We start from the raw sequence: 17,789 nt of genomic DNA, 5'->3' as shown, positions 1-17,789 counted from the left end.
ATGCTTAACCAAGCATTGGCTTAAATTTTCTAATTATATATCCAAAATACCGGTACTCTAATTTTGACACCTATCCTTCGATAGGTGGGTGTCCTCACAGATGTTTCAATCGCCTTCAATGCCGCATAGGGACTCACAAGAAGGTACATTTCCGCATCTAAATATTGAACTCCCGAATTTTAAATGTAGGTTCAAAATAAGAGCTTAACGAGTATTTCAGAAAGTATAGTTATTAACAAATATTTATTATTTGCTACAAACATATAATAACATATATAGAGTTACTATACAAGAGATATATCTATGGTAATTTAAACCAATTTATTTCAGATATAACTATTTAATTAATGTTATTAGCAAGGTTATGATTTTTTATTAAAAAGAATATATAATTAATCAGTATAAATCTTGTACACATTCATATTAAATCCATAATATTATTATAAAATTATCAGTTGTATTAAGAATTCCAGGGAGGTAATTAAGTGACTAAAAAGAAAAATGCAAAAACAAAGAACATCTTAATAATTTCAACCCTTTTTGTGCTGGTAGCTATTTTTATCATAGGCTACGGGATTGGATTAATTCTTGGTGATGGTCCTAAAAAGAGCCAGGCTGACAATAGCACAATAGATCTTTCAAAGAAAAGTACAGAGCAAATTTCAGAGGGAAATAATGACTTAGATAAATCAGATAATGAATCAAATGAGAATAATGAAAAGTTGGATAAAGAAAATACCGAATCAAATGAGGATAATAAAACTTTAGATAATGAAAATACTGAATCCAATAAAGATGATAAGGATACTAAAGAGGAAAATGATAAAGATATCAAACAAGAATCGGATGACACAAAATCTGGACAAGATCAGACTAGTAAAGATGTTGATGGATCTAAGTTAACTACGAAGGAAATATGGGACATATATAATGAAGGCAATAAATTATATAAACAAGGAAATTATGAGAAGGCTTTGCCAAAGCTACAGATGTCTTATAAGATTAAGCCAGACGCAAGTCTTATGCCTTGGCTTACTTATCAATTAGGGGACAGTTATAAAGAACTTAATGATAATGCTAATGCACTAGTGTACTTTAAGAAGGTAATAAAAAACTATCCAAGCTCTCAATTTGTTTCTTCTGCTGAGAGAATGATAAAAGAAATAGAAAGTAAATAGTAAAGAGCCAATGCTTAATCTCATAAGCATTGGCTTAAAATTTTCATTGGAATAGGGGGAGACCTAATTCTAGGAACTAAATTAGGTCATCCAAGCCATTAACTGTAGTTTGTTCATTTTCATTAATAGGAATAACTATGCATCTTTGGCCATCAATTATTTGAGATTTTATTTCAGGTATTTTTTCAGGCTTTACTTGAAGTATAACATCATAGTCAGGAGTAACTTTGCTATCTGATGAATTTGTATCGAGAGTTCCTTCTAAATCAGCTTCTAAAGCACCCTCTAAGTTTTCTTCTGAAGAAGTTTCTGAAACTTCTCCTAAAGTTTCTTCCAAAGCTCCATTATCATCATTAGCTTCAACATCATTAACTTCTGTAGATAGGGGAGTTTCATTGTCTACAGCGGCTTCTTGTTTAATTTGCTCCAGTCTAGCTTGAAGTACTTCTACTTGTTTTTTAAGGTTTTCTTCCTTTTTTCTCTGCTCATTTGCCTTAAGTACCTTTGCATCAATTAAATTTTCTGCTAAAGGAAGGTCATCCCCAAAGCATTCAACATAGGACTTTTCAATCCTAGTAGTAAGTTCCTCGGGAACCCCGCTTTCTATTAAAAGGGTCTGTACATCATTTTTTGTTAAGGCTATAGGTTCAGCATCTGTATCATCATATATGGAATTGTGTTCATCTATCATAGTGTTTAAGTTGTCTTGTATGTCCATAAAAACTTTATTAGCCTTCTCTTCATCAGCGCTAAAGGAATCTTTAATAATTGATTGAAATGTATCCTTTTGTATAGCAACAGTTTGTTTTGAATAACAACCTAAAGCATTTTCCATCAATTCAGGATGTATATCCTTTGGATTTTTTGTGTAATACATAATTGAGTTAACGTCTGCACTGCGCTCAATAAAGGCAGGAAACACAAAACCATTAGCTGGGGCACCAACCACCCAGTCTCTAATACGTGCTTGTATTCTATTTTCTTCTTCAAAGTATCTAAGACCAGGATCTGAAAGTAAAACAGGACATATGGCACATAAAACATATTCATATACTTCTTCAGATTCATCTATCTTTGAATTATCCTTAGTTTTAGTAATAACGTCATATGCGTCATGAAAAAGAAGTATTAAAAAATTGCCAGTATAATCATAATTATCTATTATGGATTGATAAAAATCATCCAGTATAGCATCATTTTTTAATTGACTGGTTTTAAGCTGCATAAGAGAAATTTGTTTTTCATTTATAAGGTCTTCATTAACTGGGAAGTTAAGCTCTAAAATATTATTCCCAATGGTTCCAGACAGTACCTTTTTAGCAATTTCTAAGTACTTAAAGTATTCATCTTCATTTAAATTTAGAAAGGTTTCTCTAAATTTTAAAATAATATTTTTTTCCCCATTAACATAGCAGCCACACATCTTAGTGAAGGTACAATGATCCTTTTTAAGACGTTTTTTTAACTCAAGTAAATCTTTTTTTCTCATGTATAAACCCCACAATCTAGTAATTTTTATCTATAATATATCAATTAAAATATTATTACTATTTAAGTATAATATTTTTCTAAAATTAATTAAAGAGTTTATTTAGCAACCAAAGAATGTCTACTGTGGTCCATAGTAAAATGCAAATCTCCCAAATTAGGTGAAGAAATTTATTTATATTCAATAAAGCAGTGAGCACTTAGGAAATACAAGCATAAGATATGTGTAAGGGGCCAGGCACCTGGGAAAAATAGTAAGAAATTTGCAAGGGAGAAGTCAAGTTGAACAAATCATTATTTGATTTACTTAGAAAGGGTGGATATATACTATATGCTAGACATGGAGAAGCAACGGTAGGAGTGGATCAGCCTAATTTGAATTTTAGAGACTGTTTTACCCAAAGAAATCTTTCTGATATAGGTAGAAGACAGGCAGTTTATTATGGACAAATTCTTCGTAACTTAGGAATTCCTATTAGTTATCCAATTGTAACTAGTCCATTTTGTAGAACCATAGAAACTGCACGATTAGCTTTCGGAAGAGCAGCTGTTCAAATAGATCCATTTTGGGTTGAAATTTATAATTTAAGTAGAAATTTGCCAGCAGAAGAGCAAAAGCAAATAGTACATTCTCTTCAATCAAGATTAGAAATTAAGCCCCCTGAAGGAAGTAATAGGGTTATTATTGCTCACAGTTTTCCAAGAGAAATTGGATTAGGTGAAATTCCAAACATGGGAACAGTTATTATTAAGCCACTGGGACAGGGAATGGGATATGAAGTTCTTAGTAAATTATCCTTGTCAGATTTTATGAATAGGAGAAGCATTTAATCTTATGGTGCCACCCACATGGCAAGTGGCAAGTTGAATTAACTTGCCACTTGCCATGTGGGTGGCACTTTTTTTCTCCCCGCATATAATGATATATCAATAATTTTCGGAGTTGGTATATCATATTTAAAAATGATATTTTAAATAAGGTAATGAAAAAATCGCCTATTATTGAAATTAATGATAAGTCAAAGATAGTGTTAATAAGCGATTGCCATAGGGGAGATGGGAGCTTTAAAGACAACTTTCTTCCAAACTCTAATATATACATTACAGCTTTAAATTATTATTATGACAATGGATTTTCCTATATAGAAATAGGTGATGGAGATGAACTTTGGGAAGTTAGAAAAATACAAGATATATATGAGATATATAAAGATATTTTCCATTTACTTTTAAAATTTAAAGAACATAATAGACTTTATATGATTTATGGTAATCATGATGAGGTGAAAAAAAGAGCTAGCTTTAGTAAGAAACTATGTAAGAGAAGGGACGGAAATGGAGGGGAAAGCTGTCTCTGTAAGCTTTACAATAACTTAGATATATATGAGGGGCTAATACTTAGATATAAAAGTGATAATAAGGATAATAAAAACTTGGACTTTTTTGTTACCCATGGAAATCAATTAGACTGTATAAACTATAATTTAAGTTTTATTACTAAATATGTTGTTAGGTATATATGGGGATTTTTAGAGGCCAACTTTGGTTTTAGGAATAACACCAGCCCTGCAAAAAGTAATACTAAAAGAGATAAAGTAGATAGAAAAATCGAAGAGTGGGTAAAAGAAAATAATCAGCCTATAATTACTGGACATACCCACGGAAGTAAGTTTCCTAGTCCATCAAAGACTCCTTACTTTAATGACGGCTGCTGTGTTATGCCGTATTCTATAAGTGCTATTGAAATAGAAAATGGAGAAATAGCTCTTATAAAGTGGAGTATAAAGGTGATGAAGGATGGAGTATTAGTGGTAAAGAGGGAAGTAATAGGAGGGCCGGAAAGGATAGAAAGTTATAGAGATTAAAAGTCTCCGGTTTATTTTATGCTCATATTAGGATTAAGAGAATCATATATTAAGTTTATATTGAAATTAAGTTAGCATATGCTATAATAATACCTATATAGGGTATTTAAAAGAAAAGGCCAATGTCAATAAATATATAGGCGAGATGAAGTTAGAAAAATATATAAAATAACAACTTTTATCTAAAGGAGGAGAAAATATGGATTGGAAATATGAAGATGGACGTATATACAGCATAGACGAAAAAGGTGAATTGATGGCAGAGACGACCTTTGTTTTTAAAGAAAATGGAGAGGTAGATATTGATCATTCCTATGTTAATTCAGTTTTAAGAGGACAGGGCGTAGCAGGAAAGATGCTGGAGGTTGTTGCTGAATATTTAAGAGAAAAAGGTCTTAAAACTACGGCTACGTGTTCATATGCAAACACTTGGCTTAAAGGACATAAGGAATTGTATGCAGATATAATGTCTAAAGACATTGATGATGAAGCTATTGCATGTAAAATAGATGGAAAACATTAGATAGTCTTACACAATATAATAAGCATAGATAGTTATCACAATTGTGATAGACATCTATGCTTATTATATTGTGTAAATTCAAATCAGGATATATCCTAATAGACTGTAATAATAAATAATCCACTGGATTTGATTCCGTGGATTATTTATTGTTATATGGTTACTAATTCATAGTCTAAAGTACCTATTCCTAATTCTTCACCATGTTTTAATCCAGTTTCCCAATTTGTATTTGAGTGAACATGGCTGAATTTATCGTGACCTTCATGATAGTGCTTATCTGAAAGTATAGATCCAGTAATAATTGGAGCACTATTTACTAAATCAACACTTGCTTTATCAAGAGCTACAGGATCGAATGATGCAGCTATACCTATATCAGGGACAATAGGTAAATCATTTGCATTAAAACAATCGCAGTCAGGGGAAACATTCATTATAAAATTAATATGGAAAGTTTCCTTATCCTTCATAACAGCATAAGCATATTCAGCTATCTTTTCATTAGCAGTGTCTGCTGACTCATTCCAGATAACCTGTGCTGCATTAAATTGGCATACTGCAACACACTGGCCACAGCCAATACATTTACTATAATTTATAGCAGCTATCTTATTTTCACCTAGTTCTATAGCATTTTGAGAACAGCTTTTTATGCATTGTGAGCAAGATTTGCAGTTTTTATCCTTTATTTTAGGTTGAGAGGCTGAATGCATCTCTAGTTTTCCACCTCTTGATCCAGAACCCATGCCTAGGTTTTTTAAAGCACCGCCAAATCCAGTCATTTCATGACCTTTAAAATGGTTCATAGAAATTACAATGTCAGCATCAGCTATAGCAGAGCCTATTTTTGCAGTTTTGCAGTGTTTACCATTAACCTCAATTTCTCTATATTCTGTTCCTTTAAGACCGTCTGCAATAATTATGTTACAGCCTACAGTTAATGGATTAAAACCATTTTCAAAAGCTGCAGTTAAATGGTCGATTGCATTAGATCTTCTACCAGTATATAAAGTGTTAGAATCTGTTAAAAATGGCATGCCGCCTAATTCAGTTATTAACTTTACAAGCTTTGCAGCATAATTTGGTCTTATATAAGCTAGATTTCCTGGTTCGCCAAAGTGAATTTTTATTGCCACAAATTTATCTTTAAAATCAATACCTTCTATACCAGCTTTTTTTACCAATCTTTCAAGCTTGTCTAATAAATTTAAACCTGGTCTAGTTCTTAAGTCTGTAAAATATACCTTAGATTTTTCCATAAAGACCCTCCCAATGATATTTCAATATTTTTAGTATAAATATTACAGCAAATAAAATCAATGCTAATATTTTAAGAATGAAGGAATGAAAATAAATAAAAGTATAGGTATAAGCCAATCTATGGAGGAATCTTTCATGGCCTATAATATAATTATAGAAATAAGTAAAAACTATAGGAAAAGATAATGAGGAGGCTATACAATGACTAAAGATGATTTGTTATGCAATACCTGGCATGATGTTCTTATAGAAAATGGATTTGATTCTTCCGAGGCTAAAAGCCTTATAGGATTTGTTTCTTGGAACAAGGGCGATGAGTTTGCATATTTGGGAAGAGAAATCACAGAAATATTATCGGATCATGAAGGCAAAGTTTTTGCAAAGGATGCAGTGAGCAGCTCATATGGAGATAAAGCCTTGCTATTCTTTGATAAGGATATATCTGAAGAAACAGCTGGTAAAATGTTTGAAGCTATTATGAATTATGAGCAAAAACAGGTTTATTCTTCTGAAGAGGTTGTAAAGGAACTAGATTAGGATTATAGTCTCAATTATTCTTGCAAGAAAGGAGCTTGTTTTATATGAGCAGAATTAATCCAGATGATTTTGAATAAATATTAGAAAACATAAAGGATAAAATAAGTGATTTTGTTCAATGCGATGATATTAGAGCTATAGAAAGCAACTTTAATCTTTGGTTTCAAGAAAATTATAGGTTAGAAGAGAGCCTTAAATAGGCCATGGTTTCCCATAAGAGGTACAAAACTTAAAAATAGCACAAAAACATAAGTGGGCTTTAAATTAAGTCTACTTATGTTTTTTATTAATATGCAATATATAGTTGACATTGGGTAATGTTTGGATTACAATATGTAATATAAGGAGGGAAAATATGAAAAATAAAAGAATGAAAATTGCTCGTTTGGAATGCGATATGAAACAAGAAGATTTAGCAATAATTGTGGGGGTAACAAGACAAACTATTGGCTTAATTGAATCAGGAAATTATAATCCGACACTTAACCTCTGCATTGCAATATGTAAAGCACTTGGTAAAACATTAAATGATTTATTTTGGGAGGAAATTTGATGAGAAGAGAAAAAATTCAAGATGAAAGAATTTTAATACAGAAAAGGAAAATAGGAAGCGATGCATTTCAAATACTTTTTTATGGATTGCTTTTATCGGTGTTAATTCAACAATATATGTTTAATGCACCATTTTCACAATATGCAGTTGAGGTAATTTTATTTATTGCTATTTCCGTATATATCATAGTTCGTAATATAATGGTCGGAAATGACCTGTTTGAATCTTCGAAATACAGCCAAAAGCTTGTTGTGCTAAATAGCCTTGTTACTGGACTTGTTGTTGCAATTATTAATACTACCCTTAATTATATGAAATTAGGAGAGTGGTTTAAGAGGGATATTATAAATACTCTATTAGTTGCAGCCGTAACCTTTTTGTCGTCATCTATTATTACATTTATAGCATTTGAAACTCTTTATATAGTAAACAAGAAAAAGCAAAAGAAAATTGAGTCTATGTTAAATGATGAGGATAATGACTAATATTAGTGCCACCCACATGGCAAGTGGCAAGATAATCTATAAATATGAAGCAGGCCAGTATAAGAGCTAGAAATGCTATACGGGAAATTGTAAGTAGTCATAAGGGAGAAAGAATTATTATTAAGCTAATTGATACAAATCATTTAGTATAAAGAAGACAATAAAAAACACAAAGGAATTTTATCCTTTGTGTTTTCATTATTTATGGAGCGGGTGAAGGGAATCGAACCCTCGTAACTAGCTTGGAAGGCTAGCACTCTACCATTGAGTTACACCCGCAGGTTTTGTGGTCGGGGTGACAGGGATTGAACCTGCGACCTCATGGTCCCAAACCACGCGCGCTCCCATCTGCGCTACACCCCGATATAAAATTTGTTAATGGTGCGCCATCAGGGATTCGAACCCAGGACACCCTGATTAAGAGTCAGGTGCTCTACCAACTGAGCTAATGGCGCATATTTGGTGCGTCTTAAGAGATTCGAACTCCTGGCCCACGCCTTAGAAGGGCGTTGCTCTATCCAGCTGAGCTAAAGACGCATATTTTAAACTTTGCAAACTAAACTGCATGTACTATGTTTCCATAAGAACTATTGTTTGCGACAAAAGATATGTTATCATAAATAAAAAGGTTATAAAGTTGATAATGAGGGGTATGCAAAAAATAAGTCATAATACCTTTACTATTCGACAATATATTCGACATTTTGCATAAAGATACACACGGACACGTTTTTATAAGTCTTAAATCCTCTAGGTTCAGTGTGAGGTAAAAATAAAAAAGATAGATACTTATTTAAAATAAGTATCTATCTTTTTTATGGTGCAGGTGACAGGAGTTGAACCTGCAAGCCGTAGGCGCTAGATCCTAAGTCTAGTGCGTCTGCCAATTCCGCCACACCTGCATATTAAATTTATTTGGTGGCTCACCGGGGAATCGAACCCCGGACAACATGATTAAAAGTCATGTGCTCTACCAACTGAGCTAGTGAACCGTGGCTGGGATAGCAGGATTCGAACCTACGAATGCGGCAGTCAAAGTGCCGTGCCTTACCGCTTGGCGACATCCCAGTATGTGACGAAAGTTATCTTATCATAAATAGAAAAGTTTAAAAATATAATAATATGTCGTATATGTGAAATAAATTGCATTTCCTATATTATTTGAGCTTATGTTTAAAATTTCACATAAAGATACGCTCGGAAGCGTTTTTATAAAATAAATCTATAAATTAGGAAAGATAAATTGCCTATATTATTCCATAATATTATTTACAGAAATAGGTTAATAACGTATAATTATATTACAAAAATAGGTAATTATATTAATTGAAGGGTGAGTAATATGCATAATATCTTAACAAAGGAAGATTTAGAAGCCTTGCAAAAGGAGTATGATTATAGAAATACAACGCTAAGAGCAGAAATAGCTCGTGAAAAGATGGTGGCAGCAGCACACGGTGACAGATCAGAAAATGCTGAGTATATAGCAGCTAAGCAGCGATATTATGAAAATAACCGAAGACTAGGGTACCTAAGAAGGATGATTAGAACATCAAAAGTGGCGGATGAAGTCCGCATTGATGAATGTAATATTGGAGATAAAATACTAATAGAATTTGTAGAAGATGAAGAGCAGCAGGAAATAACTTTAACTACTACATTAAAAAGCAATCCAGCAGAGTGGCGTATTGGAGTGGAATCTCCACTAGGAGCTGCCATATATAAAAAGAAAGTCGGCAGTACCTGCGTAGTAAGTTCACCAGAAGGTGATTATACAATTAAAATACTTAAAATTACATAGAAATTTACCACTTGCCACGTGCCACCCACGTGGCAAGTTTATTTTTGCATATAAGCTTATAAATATACATAAAACATATTGCATTATTATGCAAGTGGTAGTATAATTATTCTATCGTCAAATTAAGTAGTAAATATTAGGGGGAAAAGCAATGAAAAAAGTGATAAAGTTTATTCTTGCATTAACATTATGTACTGTTACACTAGCTGGATGTGGAAAAAAAGCTGATTCAGCTCCAGCGGCTGCTGAAAATAGTGGAAAAGCATTATCAGGAAAACACTTGAAGGTAGCTATGAGTGCTAACTATAAGTACTTTGAAACAGTAACAGTAGATTCAAAGGGGAAAGAAGTATATGAAGGGTTGGACATAGACATTTTAAACAAAATGTCACAAGACCTTGGTTTCACATATGAAATAATGAATATGCCTTTTTCTAGTTTAATTGGTTCTCTTCAAGCAAAGCAAGCGGACTTCGTAATCTCTGGAATGAGTTATACTGAAGAACGTGCTAAGAGCATAGACTTTTCAGACAAGTATGCTACAGGTAAAGTTGGGGTATTAATAAAGAAGGGGTCAAGTATAGACTCAGTAGCAGACTTGAACGGTAAAAAAGTTGCATGTAGTACAGGTACTAACTACGAGGATATCATTAAGAAAATTAAAGGGGCGCAATTAGTAACATTTGACGGTCAAGCTGCAGTTACTCAGGAATTAGCTATGGGGCGTGTAGATGCAGCAATTACTGGCGGAACAGGGGCTAAAAAAATATCATCAGAAAATGAGGGGCTATCATTTTTCGTTATAGATTCAAAGGAAGTAGAGTTAGGATCCTTAGATACATTTAATATTGGTTTCCCAAAAGGAAGCGAACTTGTACCTGTTTTTAACAAGGAAATTAAAAAATTAAAAGAAGATGGTACATTGAAGCAAATAATTACAAAATGGCTAGGGGAAGATTACGTAGATTAGTACTTTAAAATAATTTAACTAGAAAAAGAGATAGTACAAGCTGTAAGGATTACTGATGGGAAGGTAATTTTTATGGCTTGTATCTAATTTTATAAAGGAGAATTTATATGCAACTTGATTTTAGTTTTATGATGAAATATTTGCCATATTTATATAGGGCAACCATTACAACCATTAATGTAACAGCTGTATCTTTATTATTAGGCATACTGATTTCTATTCCATTATCGCTTATGAAATTATCAAGATTTAAAGTGCTGAGAGCATTTGGGGCATTTTACACATCTGTTTTTAGAGGAGTACCTCTATTAGTACAGGTGTTTATGGTATATTTCGGACTTCCGCAATTATTTCCTGCACTAAAAGCTCTTTCAAATTTTGAACTAGGATGCATAACTTTTGCATTTAATTCAGCAGCGTACATTTCTGAGAGCTTACGTGGAGGTATTCAGGCGGTAGATATAGGACAGAGGGAAGCGGCGATGGCCCTTGGAGTGCCTTATGGAAAAACTATCAGGGATATTATATTTCCACAGGCTATTAAAAGTGTTATGCCAAGTTTAATTAATGAGTTTATTGGACTTATGAAAAATACTACATTAATTTCCACCATTGGGGTTGTGGAATTACTGCGAGCTGGACAAATGATTGTATCCGATACTTATCGTGCCTTCGAACCGTATGCAGTTATTTCTGTGTATTATTACGTTTTGGTAATGGTGTTATCTATGATAGGAAAATGGATTGAAAGGCGGGTTAATAGAAGTGATAAACGTTGAGAATGTGTCAAAAACTTTTGGCAAACTTACAGTACTCAATAATATTTCAATGGAAATTAAAAAAGGTGAAATTGTAGCTATAATTGGTCCCTCTGGCAGTGGGAAGTCAACATTGCTTAGATGTATGAATTTACTGGAGACTCCAACTTCAGGTAAGATTTTTATTGATGAGGTTGATATTACTGACAAAGGTACAGATATAATGGCAATAAGACAAAAGGTTGGGATGGTATTTCAGCATTTTAACTTGTTCCCTCATATGACTGTTATGGAAAATATGATTTATGCTCCTACAAAGGTGAAGAAGATGAGCAAAAGTGAAGCTGAAGATAAAGCACTAAGTCTGCTTTCACAGGTGGGTCTTTCAGAAAAGGCAGAGGTATATCCAGCAACACTTTCTGGAGGACAAAAACAGCGTGTTGCAATAGCTCGTGCCCTTGCTATGGATCCTGAGGTAATTTTATTTGATGAACCTACAAGCGCCCTTGATCCAGAGATGGTAAAGGAAGTGCTCAATGTAATTAAGGGCCTTGCAGGTACTGGTATTACTATGGTGCTAGTAACTCATGAAATGGGCTTTGCTCGTGAAGTAGCAGATCGTATTTGTTTTTTAGATGGAGGACAGATAATCGAAGATAATACTCCTCAAGTTTTCTTCTCAAAGCCAAAATCTGCTCGTGCTAAAGAATTCTTAGAAAAGGTAATGTAATAATAACTTGCCACTTGCCACGTGGGTGGCACGTGGCAAGAAGTGCCTTGGCTATAGAGGCACATTAGTATCTTTGGTGTTTTTTATCTTTGATACAATAAGAATTATAATAGGAAAAAACAGCTGAAAAGGAAGTGCATAATATTTATAAATCTGTGAAGTCCAAGATACTAGTTCCATTATGTTTTCATAAAGTATATTTGAAAGATTAAACATTACCAAGACTACTGGAATTACTATTGCTGTATAATCCTGCACTTTTAATATCTTGCTGATTCCTATGGAACTGGCATATATGCATATACTTATTTTAATGAGCCCAAATACATTTAGTACTAGGCCTCCGATTATTTCAAGTCTTTGAATAAAATCTCCAATACGTATTCTGCTTAGCGCTCTATAAGCTGGAAAGTATAATGAACCATACATTTCCTCACCTAATGTTAATATTTCGCATAAACTAGCAAATAATAAAAATAACCCTCCTATAGCAAGCCCTGTAAAATATGATTTTTTAACAAGCTTAGAATCATTGATGTTATTTGTTATACAAAGAAATATAACACATTCACCAAAAGGGAACGTTACAGCTGACCAAGCGCCTACTATTACTCTAGGTACACCATCGCCCATTATGGGAAGCATATTTTTGATATCTATTTCAGGTGTTAATAATATACCAAGAATAATTATTATAGTAAATGTAAATATGCTTGAAAATAATGAGAATCGTCCTATTACCTCAATGCCTTTTTTTACTGCATATGCGGAAATAAAGCATGGTACAAGCATTATAACAAACTTTGGTGTTTCAGGCATTGTAAGAACACTCATAAATTCCCCGAAATCTCTTAAGGTCAATGAGGCTAAATGTAGAAAGTACCAAATGTATAATATATTTAATAGGGTACCAATGAATTTGCCTAGGGTTAAATTACATACATCAAAGAGGTCTTTACCTACATAAAGCATCTGTATTTCTGAATAAAGCCAAAACAATCCACAAGAAATAAAAATTGCTATTATTATAGAAAGCCATAAATCTCGACCTGCTTCTGGTGCAGTAGGAAGTATTATTGAGCCATCTAATATAAATGCTGCAATTAAAGCAATAGTTTGTTTTTTTGATATTACTTCCCTCATAGAAAATCTCCTATTTTCCTATTATAAATAGTATTATATTCTCTATACCTTTTGCTGGACTTGGCACCTTTATCCTTAAAGATGTTAAAATACTCAAAGAAAAAGCTGTAAAAAATATTATCAAATAAGAAAGAGGGCTACATTTTTTATAGCCTTTCACTATAGGGTAGCCATCTATTATGAATAAAAATGCGTATAATAAAATGACTAGAAATATATTCAAATCATTCACTTCCTCCTAATGACTTCGTAGTTTTTCCGGTATTTGTAATATTTAATTTCAAGTTTATCGATACGGGCAGTGTGCTAAATTTATCGGGCCATTCAGTTTTTATCATTTTCCATAGCCTAGGATCACTTATTTGTACAGCCTTTCCAAAGCCAAAGATATCTGATTTATACTTCCTTTGGACCCTTTTAACTGTTCCGATAATTTGGCTTTTTATTTCTTCCTCACCTAGTGACTTTACTGCGTCAGTATATTCTAATTTTGAAAAATCAAGGGGAGTACCTAGTTCTGCAATGCCTGCATCAATTTCAATATTTATAATAATTTTTATATCTTCATTATCTATATTTGCTGTTATTTTGGACTTTGATTTATAAATTTCAAGAGTAATTTTTGGAATATCTTTTTCTAAGCCTTCTTTATTAATAGCAATCAATAGTAAAGGACTAATAATGTCGTCCCTTATTAGTAAGGTGAACAGTGTCTCATTACTACTTAGTTTGCCAATCATTTTGTCTTTAAGAAATATAGCAGATCCTCCTAGGTTTGGAGCTAAATCTCCATCCGAGTGAAAATCTATAATTGGAAGAATAGGCTCAACAGTGTCCTCCATTGAACGTACTATAAATTCATGAAGATCAAGTGCAGGAAATGAACCTACAAATCTTTGAGTCTTTATTGCATCGCTTAAGTTATAGTTCATCTTTTCTTGGAGGTTAGCTTCTAATCGTATTATTTCCTCTGCGGTTTTACTTGAAGTAATATAAACCGTACAATCCTGTCTTACCTCTGGATCACGATTAAAAAAGTCAATTGTGTTTAGAATATCCTTAGAAGCTATATTTTCGTTTATTATTAAAGTTTGCATATGGCTCCAAAAAGTTTTTTTTCCCAATAATGGAGCTGATTTTCTTATTGCATCAAATACTCCATCTCCCTCTACAGATATAACTTCTGGTATAATATTTACTCCGCTCTCACCTGGCTTTGCATTAATAGCCTTTATAGTAACTCTATATTTTTCACTTTTTTCAATATAATCAATACCTGCAGAAGTTGCTATTAACCTGTCATTTACTTCGTTATAGCTCCAGCAGCCTGAGAGTAATATAGAGTTTATTAGTAATATAAAAGCTAAACCCCATTTACTTATTCCTTTCATCGTTACCACCTTTGGGAAAATTATTCCCTTTAACTTTTTGACGAAGAAAATTTTTCGCTGATATAAGTCTTGGTCTATATTTCATATACCACCAGGGAGATCTTATTAAAGTATCCTGAAGGTCATATTTTCTAAAGGTTGAAAGTCCTAGAGTATAGGGAATTCCAAATGACCGTAGAGAAAATAGGTATATTTCAAGTATAATTATGGAAAATATAAAGCCATATAGTCCAAGAAGTGCAGCGAAAATAAGATTCATTATTCTTATAAAAACAATTGGTCCTTCTATAGATGGAACTAAAAAACTTGAAGTACCTGTTATTGCAGTTATTATTATTATAGGTGCGCTGATAAATCTAGCGGAAACTGCAGCTTCACCAAGAACTAGGGCCCCAACAATACTAACTGTCTGCCCTATATTTGAAGGGAGTCTTCTACTGGCTTCTATAATAAGCTCAAATACAAAAAGCATAAATATCAGCTCCACTATAGTTGGGAAAGGGACAGAATCCCTGGAGGCCAATATACTTACTAAAAGCGGTGTAGGTAATAACTCCTGATGATATGTAGTTATAGCTAGATATATAGCTGGAGTACATGTAGTAATAATAAATGCCATAAACCTTAAAATTCTATAAAAACTTGCTGCAGCAAAGCCTTTATAATAATCTTCATTGGATTGAAAGTTTTCAAGAAAAATAAAGGGCAGCGTAATTACATCAGGGCTTCCATTGCAAATTAATAAAATTCTTCCTTCAAGCAGTTTCCCGCAGGCAACATCTGGCCTATCAGTATACCCAGTTGTGTTGAATACAGACAATGGTGTATCAGTAATGAATTCTTCAATATAATGAGAGTCTATAATAGCATCTACATCAATTAGGTCTAGCCTTTTTTCTAATTCACAAAGTATATCGTGAGAAGCGATATTATCCATGTAAACTATGCAGATCTTACTTTTTGTCTGCACTCCCAAAGTTAAAGTCTTGAACTTTAGTTCAGGAGAATGAATTATTTGCTGGATTAAAGCTATATTTGTTTCTATAGCTTCTGTAAAGCCTTCTTTTGGACCTCGTGTTACTTTGTTTGATTCTGGTTCAGTTATAGATCTTTGTATTTTCTGTTCTGTATTTATTGAAATAGCTTCGCTGCATCCATCTACAAATAAAATTGTGTTTCCGTTTAAAATGTTATCAATACATGCTTCGATATCTTTTAACCTATTATTATCATAAGTTAAAACTACTTTATTTAATATTAAGTCAATTCTATTATCATTGGGTATATGATTCCCAAGTTCTGTAGACATAATTGGATTCAAAATATTTCTAGATATTCTATCTATATCACATTGGTTTTCTGAAAATATAATGCAAAATAGGAGGCTGTTTTTAGCCCTGCTCTCAAATTCTTTGTATATGATAGATATATTGTTTTCTAAAATAGATTTTATAAAATCCACATTTTCTTTTAGCGTATTGGAAATTTGAATATTTTTATATTCTTTGCTCATATAAACCACCTTTCTATACCGAATTTGTAATAGAAGGTAACTTTTTTTATTATTTACCAAGTAAGCATTTTTATTCATAATCTCAGGTCTATGGGATAAAGTAGTTACCTGGCAAAGCAGGGCAGATCAAACAATTTCCAGATTTAATTTATAGGTGTTTTTTATTTTGTCTAAATAATAAATATGATATAATAATGGAAAATAAATACATTAGTGAAAAAATTAAGTTGATTAAGGGTGTGTAATAAATGAGTATTGAAAAAGCAGTTACATTACTTTCCAATAGGTCTGTGTCACTGGAGAGTGCAGCTGAAATAGCAGAAATGGATATTTTGGACTTTATCATCTTACTTCAAAGCAAGAATATACCTTGGAAAGAATATATGAAAGATGAATTTTACTTTAATGAAATTTCACTAAGTGATGTTTCTGAGAAACTAGGAGAGAAGGGAAATGACTAAGGCTAGTGATAAAGTGAATAGCATGGATAATTTAATAAGGAATGCTTTAAAAGTAGAAAATCTAAAAGCCAATGCTTAAACATTAAGCATTGGCTTTAAATTTACTAAATACTAGTTTATGTACATCGTGCACCCACTATCGACAATTAATCTACTGATAGTACAATCTAGTTAGCTCAAATTAGGTTAATCCATGGCACTCAGAAATAATCACTTACCGCTGCTTCCTTCCAGACCTGACGGATTTCATGAGTTTCTGATGCATGGGACCCAGTTCTCAACACTACTTTTATCATACTGACTCAACAGAGTAAAGCCTATAGTGGGAATTCAATCCTGCTGTAGCGGATTGCAGGTTACAGGGCACCGCTAGCTCCCCATCTAGCACGAAAACTCTCTATTAAAGTATTTCTTCTTTTGTTGTGAGATTATAATAACATTTTTAAAGCTAATATACAATGGGAATTGGTGCCACCCACATGGCAAGTGGCAAGTTGTAAATTTAAACTTGCCACTTGCCATGTGGGTGGCACTAAGTAATTTGTGTTATTTTCTTTCATATAGTACATAATATGAAAGAAAATAACTTTTATTAAGGCCATTCACTATATGAAGGGGTGTTTTTATGCGTACTAGCAAAGATGATATATTTGATAAACTAAAGTCAAATGAATGTATAAATAAATTTAAAGAATTAGGACTAAATACCGTAATGCTGTCTGGAAGTATAGTAATGGAGAATTTTAAGGGGCATTCTGATATAGATATAGCCATTTTAAGTGAAAAGGCTATAAGCTTTGATAGGATTTTAGAACTAGAAGATTATCTGGAAAAGTTTTTAGAAACAAAGGTACATGTAATAAATTTAAGGGATGAAAATTTGGATTTAAACCTGAAGGTCAATATATATGATAATTCCATGATAATATACAGTTATGATAACCTTAGATTATACAATATGGAATATATAAATACAGAATTGCTTTATAAAGAAAATGAAGCCTTTAGGTTGTTTTGAGAAAGAAATGTATAAAAACACCGGATAAGTTTCTGGTGCTTTTTATTTTGGCTAAATAATGAATATGATATAATAATGGAAAATGAATACAGTTATAGTGTAGTATGTATAT

At 32.6% G+C, this 17,789-nt stretch carries 18 protein-coding genes, 7 tRNA genes and 2 other RNA genes; 13 read left to right on the top strand and 14 right to left on the bottom strand.

Annotated elements, in window-relative coordinates:
* Window positions 1-34: 34 nt before the first annotated feature.
* Window positions 35-226, bottom strand: a non-coding RNA gene (gene ssrS, locus BSD9I1_RS06155) — 6S RNA.
* Window positions 227-485: 259 nt separating this feature from the next.
* On the opposite strand from ssrS, the gene BSD9I1_RS06150 reads away from it, so the two are divergent.
* Window positions 486-1,178, top strand: coding sequence for a tol-pal system YbgF family protein (locus BSD9I1_RS06150; protein WP_186429593.1), 693 nt, complete (start codon window positions 486-488; stop codon window positions 1,176-1,178).
* 76 nt (window positions 1,179-1,254) lie between these two features.
* Here the strand turns inward: BSD9I1_RS06150 and BSD9I1_RS06145 are convergent, their stop codons facing one another.
* Window positions 1,255-2,667 (bottom strand): DUF4317 domain-containing protein, encoded by a 1,413-nt coding sequence (locus BSD9I1_RS06145; RefSeq protein WP_186429592.1) that lies wholly within the window; start codon window positions 2,665-2,667, stop codon window positions 1,255-1,257.
* 281 nt (window positions 2,668-2,948) lie between these two features.
* Here BSD9I1_RS06145 and BSD9I1_RS06140 point away from each other — a divergent pair, with 281 nt between their 5' ends.
* The 3 genes from BSD9I1_RS06140 (at window position 2,949) to BSD9I1_RS06130 (ending at window position 5,054) form a co-directional block, all read left to right on the top strand.
* Window positions 2,949-3,497 carry a histidine phosphatase family protein gene (locus BSD9I1_RS06140; RefSeq protein WP_186429591.1) on the top strand — a complete coding sequence of 183 codons (549 nt, stop codon included), beginning with the start codon at window positions 2,949-2,951 and terminating at the stop codon, window positions 3,495-3,497.
* Between the two features lie 152 nt (window positions 3,498-3,649).
* Window positions 3,650-4,531 (top strand): metallophosphoesterase, encoded by an 882-nt coding sequence (locus tag BSD9I1_RS06135; protein WP_186429590.1) that lies wholly within the window; start codon window positions 3,650-3,652, stop codon window positions 4,529-4,531.
* Window positions 4,532-4,730: 199 nt separating this feature from the next.
* Entirely contained in the window at window positions 4,731-5,054 is a 324-nt protein-coding gene (locus tag BSD9I1_RS06130) for a GNAT family N-acetyltransferase (RefSeq protein WP_186429589.1), read from the top strand.
* Window positions 5,055-5,206: 152 nt separating this feature from the next.
* Here BSD9I1_RS06130 and BSD9I1_RS06125 read toward each other — a convergent pair whose 3' ends face one another.
* Window positions 5,207-6,316, bottom strand: coding sequence for a DUF362 domain-containing protein (locus BSD9I1_RS06125; RefSeq protein ID WP_186429588.1), 1,110 nt, complete (start codon window positions 6,314-6,316; stop codon window positions 5,207-5,209).
* A 202-nt stretch (window positions 6,317-6,518) separates the two neighbouring features.
* On the opposite strand from BSD9I1_RS06125, the gene BSD9I1_RS06120 reads away from it, so the two are divergent.
* The 3 genes from BSD9I1_RS06120 to BSD9I1_RS06110 all read left to right on the top strand — a co-directional run bounded on the left by BSD9I1_RS06120 (window position 6,519) and on the right by BSD9I1_RS06110 (window position 7,892).
* A complete protein-coding gene (locus BSD9I1_RS06120; protein ID WP_186429587.1) occupies window positions 6,519-6,854 on the top strand; it encodes a hypothetical protein in 336 nt (111 codons plus the stop codon).
* Between the two features lie 355 nt (window positions 6,855-7,209).
* Window positions 7,210-7,407: a helix-turn-helix transcriptional regulator gene (locus BSD9I1_RS06115; RefSeq protein WP_186429586.1), complete on the top strand. Its 198-nt coding sequence runs from the start codon at window positions 7,210-7,212 to the stop codon at window positions 7,405-7,407.
* Window positions 7,407-7,892, top strand: a complete 486-nt coding sequence (locus tag BSD9I1_RS06110) for a DUF6773 family protein (RefSeq protein ID WP_186429585.1) — start codon at window positions 7,407-7,409, stop codon at window positions 7,890-7,892. The genes BSD9I1_RS06115 and BSD9I1_RS06110 overlap by 1 nt, the downstream gene beginning before the upstream one ends.
* A 205-nt stretch (window positions 7,893-8,097) precedes the next feature.
* On the opposite strand, the gene BSD9I1_RS06105 is transcribed toward BSD9I1_RS06110, so the two are convergent.
* From BSD9I1_RS06105 to BSD9I1_RS06075, 7 genes are all read right to left on the bottom strand, one after another.
* A tRNA-Gly gene (locus BSD9I1_RS06105) sits at window positions 8,098-8,171 on the bottom strand.
* An 8-nt stretch (window positions 8,172-8,179) separates the two neighbouring features.
* A tRNA-Pro gene (locus tag BSD9I1_RS06100) sits at window positions 8,180-8,255 on the bottom strand.
* Between the two features lie 16 nt (window positions 8,256-8,271).
* Window positions 8,272-8,347: transfer RNA gene (locus BSD9I1_RS06095), tRNA-Lys, on the bottom strand.
* A 5-nt stretch (window positions 8,348-8,352) separates the two neighbouring features.
* A tRNA-Arg gene (locus tag BSD9I1_RS06090) sits at window positions 8,353-8,429 on the bottom strand.
* A 281-nt stretch (window positions 8,430-8,710) separates the two neighbouring features.
* Window positions 8,711-8,794: transfer RNA gene (locus tag BSD9I1_RS06085), tRNA-Leu, on the bottom strand.
* A 14-nt stretch (window positions 8,795-8,808) separates the two neighbouring features.
* Window positions 8,809-8,884, bottom strand: a tRNA-Lys gene (locus tag BSD9I1_RS06080).
* Between the two features lies 1 nt (window position 8,885).
* Window positions 8,886-8,960: transfer RNA gene (locus tag BSD9I1_RS06075), tRNA-Gln, on the bottom strand.
* 274 nt (window positions 8,961-9,234) lie between these two features.
* Here BSD9I1_RS06075 and BSD9I1_RS06070 point away from each other — a divergent pair.
* The 4 genes from BSD9I1_RS06070 to BSD9I1_RS06055 all read left to right on the top strand — a co-directional run bounded on the left by BSD9I1_RS06070 (window position 9,235) and on the right by BSD9I1_RS06055 (window position 12,151).
* Window positions 9,235-9,693 carry a GreA/GreB family elongation factor gene (locus BSD9I1_RS06070; RefSeq protein ID WP_186429584.1) on the top strand — a complete coding sequence of 153 codons (459 nt, stop codon included), beginning with the start codon at window positions 9,235-9,237 and terminating at the stop codon, window positions 9,691-9,693.
* 151 nt (window positions 9,694-9,844) lie between these two features.
* Window positions 9,845-10,663 (top strand): ABC transporter substrate-binding protein, encoded by an 819-nt coding sequence (locus tag BSD9I1_RS06065; RefSeq protein ID WP_186429583.1) that lies wholly within the window; start codon window positions 9,845-9,847, stop codon window positions 10,661-10,663.
* Window positions 10,664-10,770: 107 nt separating this feature from the next.
* Window positions 10,771-11,442, top strand: coding sequence for an amino acid ABC transporter permease (locus BSD9I1_RS06060; RefSeq protein WP_186429582.1), 672 nt, complete (start codon window positions 10,771-10,773; stop codon window positions 11,440-11,442).
* Window positions 11,429-12,151 carry an amino acid ABC transporter ATP-binding protein gene (locus BSD9I1_RS06055; protein ID WP_186429581.1) on the top strand — a complete coding sequence of 241 codons (723 nt, stop codon included), beginning with the start codon at window positions 11,429-11,431 and terminating at the stop codon, window positions 12,149-12,151. Before BSD9I1_RS06060 ends, BSD9I1_RS06055 begins: the two co-directional genes overlap by 14 nt.
* Window positions 12,152-12,202: 51 nt before the next feature.
* On the opposite strand, the gene BSD9I1_RS06050 is transcribed toward BSD9I1_RS06055, so the two are convergent.
* The 3 genes from BSD9I1_RS06050 to BSD9I1_RS06040 form a co-directional block, all read right to left on the bottom strand.
* Window positions 12,203-13,294: an endospore germination permease gene (locus tag BSD9I1_RS06050; protein WP_186429580.1), complete on the bottom strand. Its 1,092-nt coding sequence runs from the start codon at window positions 13,292-13,294 to the stop codon at window positions 12,203-12,205.
* A gap of 224 nt (window positions 13,295-13,518) precedes the next feature.
* Entirely contained in the window at window positions 13,519-14,685 is a 1,167-nt protein-coding gene (locus BSD9I1_RS06045; protein WP_186429579.1) for a Ger(x)C family spore germination protein, read from the bottom strand.
* On the bottom strand, window positions 14,669-16,198 hold the full coding sequence (locus BSD9I1_RS06040; RefSeq protein ID WP_186429578.1) for a spore germination protein: 1,530 nt from the start codon (window positions 16,196-16,198) through the stop codon (window positions 14,669-14,671). The genes BSD9I1_RS06045 and BSD9I1_RS06040 overlap by 17 nt, the downstream gene beginning before the upstream one ends.
* Before the next feature lie 248 nt (window positions 16,199-16,446).
* On the opposite strand from BSD9I1_RS06040, the gene BSD9I1_RS06035 reads away from it, so the two are divergent.
* Window positions 16,447-16,659: a UPF0175 family protein gene (locus BSD9I1_RS06035; RefSeq protein WP_186429577.1), complete on the top strand. Its 213-nt coding sequence runs from the start codon at window positions 16,447-16,449 to the stop codon at window positions 16,657-16,659.
* Between the two features lie 125 nt (window positions 16,660-16,784).
* Here the strand turns inward: BSD9I1_RS06035 and ffs are convergent.
* An RNA gene (ffs, locus tag BSD9I1_RS06030) (signal recognition particle sRNA large type) lies at window positions 16,785-17,049 on the bottom strand.
* Window positions 17,050-17,284: 235 nt separating this feature from the next.
* On the opposite strand from ffs, the gene BSD9I1_RS06025 reads away from it, so the two are divergent.
* A complete protein-coding gene (locus BSD9I1_RS06025; RefSeq protein ID WP_186429576.1) occupies window positions 17,285-17,677 on the top strand; it encodes a nucleotidyltransferase domain-containing protein in 393 nt (130 codons plus the stop codon).
* Window positions 17,678-17,789 lie beyond the last annotated feature (112 nt).

The sequence above is a fragment of the Clostridium sp. BSD9I1 genome, assembly GCF_900185645.1.
Classification (GTDB): domain Bacteria; phylum Bacillota; class Clostridia; order Clostridiales; family Clostridiaceae; genus Clostridium_AK.
The sequence above is the reverse complement of the archived record's forward strand: the minus strand, read 5'-3'. Positions and strand labels throughout refer to the sequence as shown.

Bases quoted from the DNA above. Each gene is read 5' to 3' on its own strand.
- BSD9I1_RS06040 (WP_186429578.1), bottom strand. From the start codon at position 16,198: ATGAGCAAAGAATATAAAAATATTCAAATTTCCAATACGCTAAAAGAA.
- BSD9I1_RS06135 (WP_186429590.1), top strand. From the start codon at position 3,650: ATGAAAAAATCGCCTATTATTGAAATTAATGATAAGTCAAAGATAGTG.
- BSD9I1_RS06065 (WP_186429583.1), top strand. From the start codon at position 9,845: ATGAAAAAAGTGATAAAGTTTATTCTTGCATTAACATTATGTACTGTT.
- BSD9I1_RS06060 (WP_186429582.1), top strand. From the start codon at position 10,771: ATGCAACTTGATTTTAGTTTTATGATGAAATATTTGCCATATTTATAT.
- BSD9I1_RS06130 (WP_186429589.1), top strand. From the start codon at position 4,731: ATGGATTGGAAATATGAAGATGGACGTATATACAGCATAGACGAAAAA.
- BSD9I1_RS06070 (WP_186429584.1), top strand. From the start codon at position 9,235: ATGCATAATATCTTAACAAAGGAAGATTTAGAAGCCTTGCAAAAGGAG.
- BSD9I1_RS06125 (WP_186429588.1), bottom strand. From the start codon at position 6,316: ATGGAAAAATCTAAGGTATATTTTACAGACTTAAGAACTAGACCAGGT.
- BSD9I1_RS06110 (WP_186429585.1), top strand. From the start codon at position 7,407: ATGAGAAGAGAAAAAATTCAAGATGAAAGAATTTTAATACAGAAAAGG.
- BSD9I1_RS06145 (WP_186429592.1), bottom strand. From the start codon at position 2,667: ATGAGAAAAAAAGATTTACTTGAGTTAAAAAAACGTCTTAAAAAGGAT.
- BSD9I1_RS06025 (WP_186429576.1), top strand. From the start codon at position 17,285: ATGCGTACTAGCAAAGATGATATATTTGATAAACTAAAGTCAAATGAA.
- BSD9I1_RS06035 (WP_186429577.1), top strand. From the start codon at position 16,447: ATGAGTATTGAAAAAGCAGTTACATTACTTTCCAATAGGTCTGTGTCA.
- BSD9I1_RS06120 (WP_186429587.1), top strand. From the start codon at position 6,519: ATGACTAAAGATGATTTGTTATGCAATACCTGGCATGATGTTCTTATA.
- BSD9I1_RS06050 (WP_186429580.1), bottom strand. From the start codon at position 13,294: ATGAGGGAAGTAATATCAAAAAAACAAACTATTGCTTTAATTGCAGCA.
- BSD9I1_RS06115 (WP_186429586.1), top strand. From the start codon at position 7,210: ATGAAAAATAAAAGAATGAAAATTGCTCGTTTGGAATGCGATATGAAA.
- BSD9I1_RS06045 (WP_186429579.1), bottom strand. From the start codon at position 14,685: ATGAAAGGAATAAGTAAATGGGGTTTAGCTTTTATATTACTAATAAAC.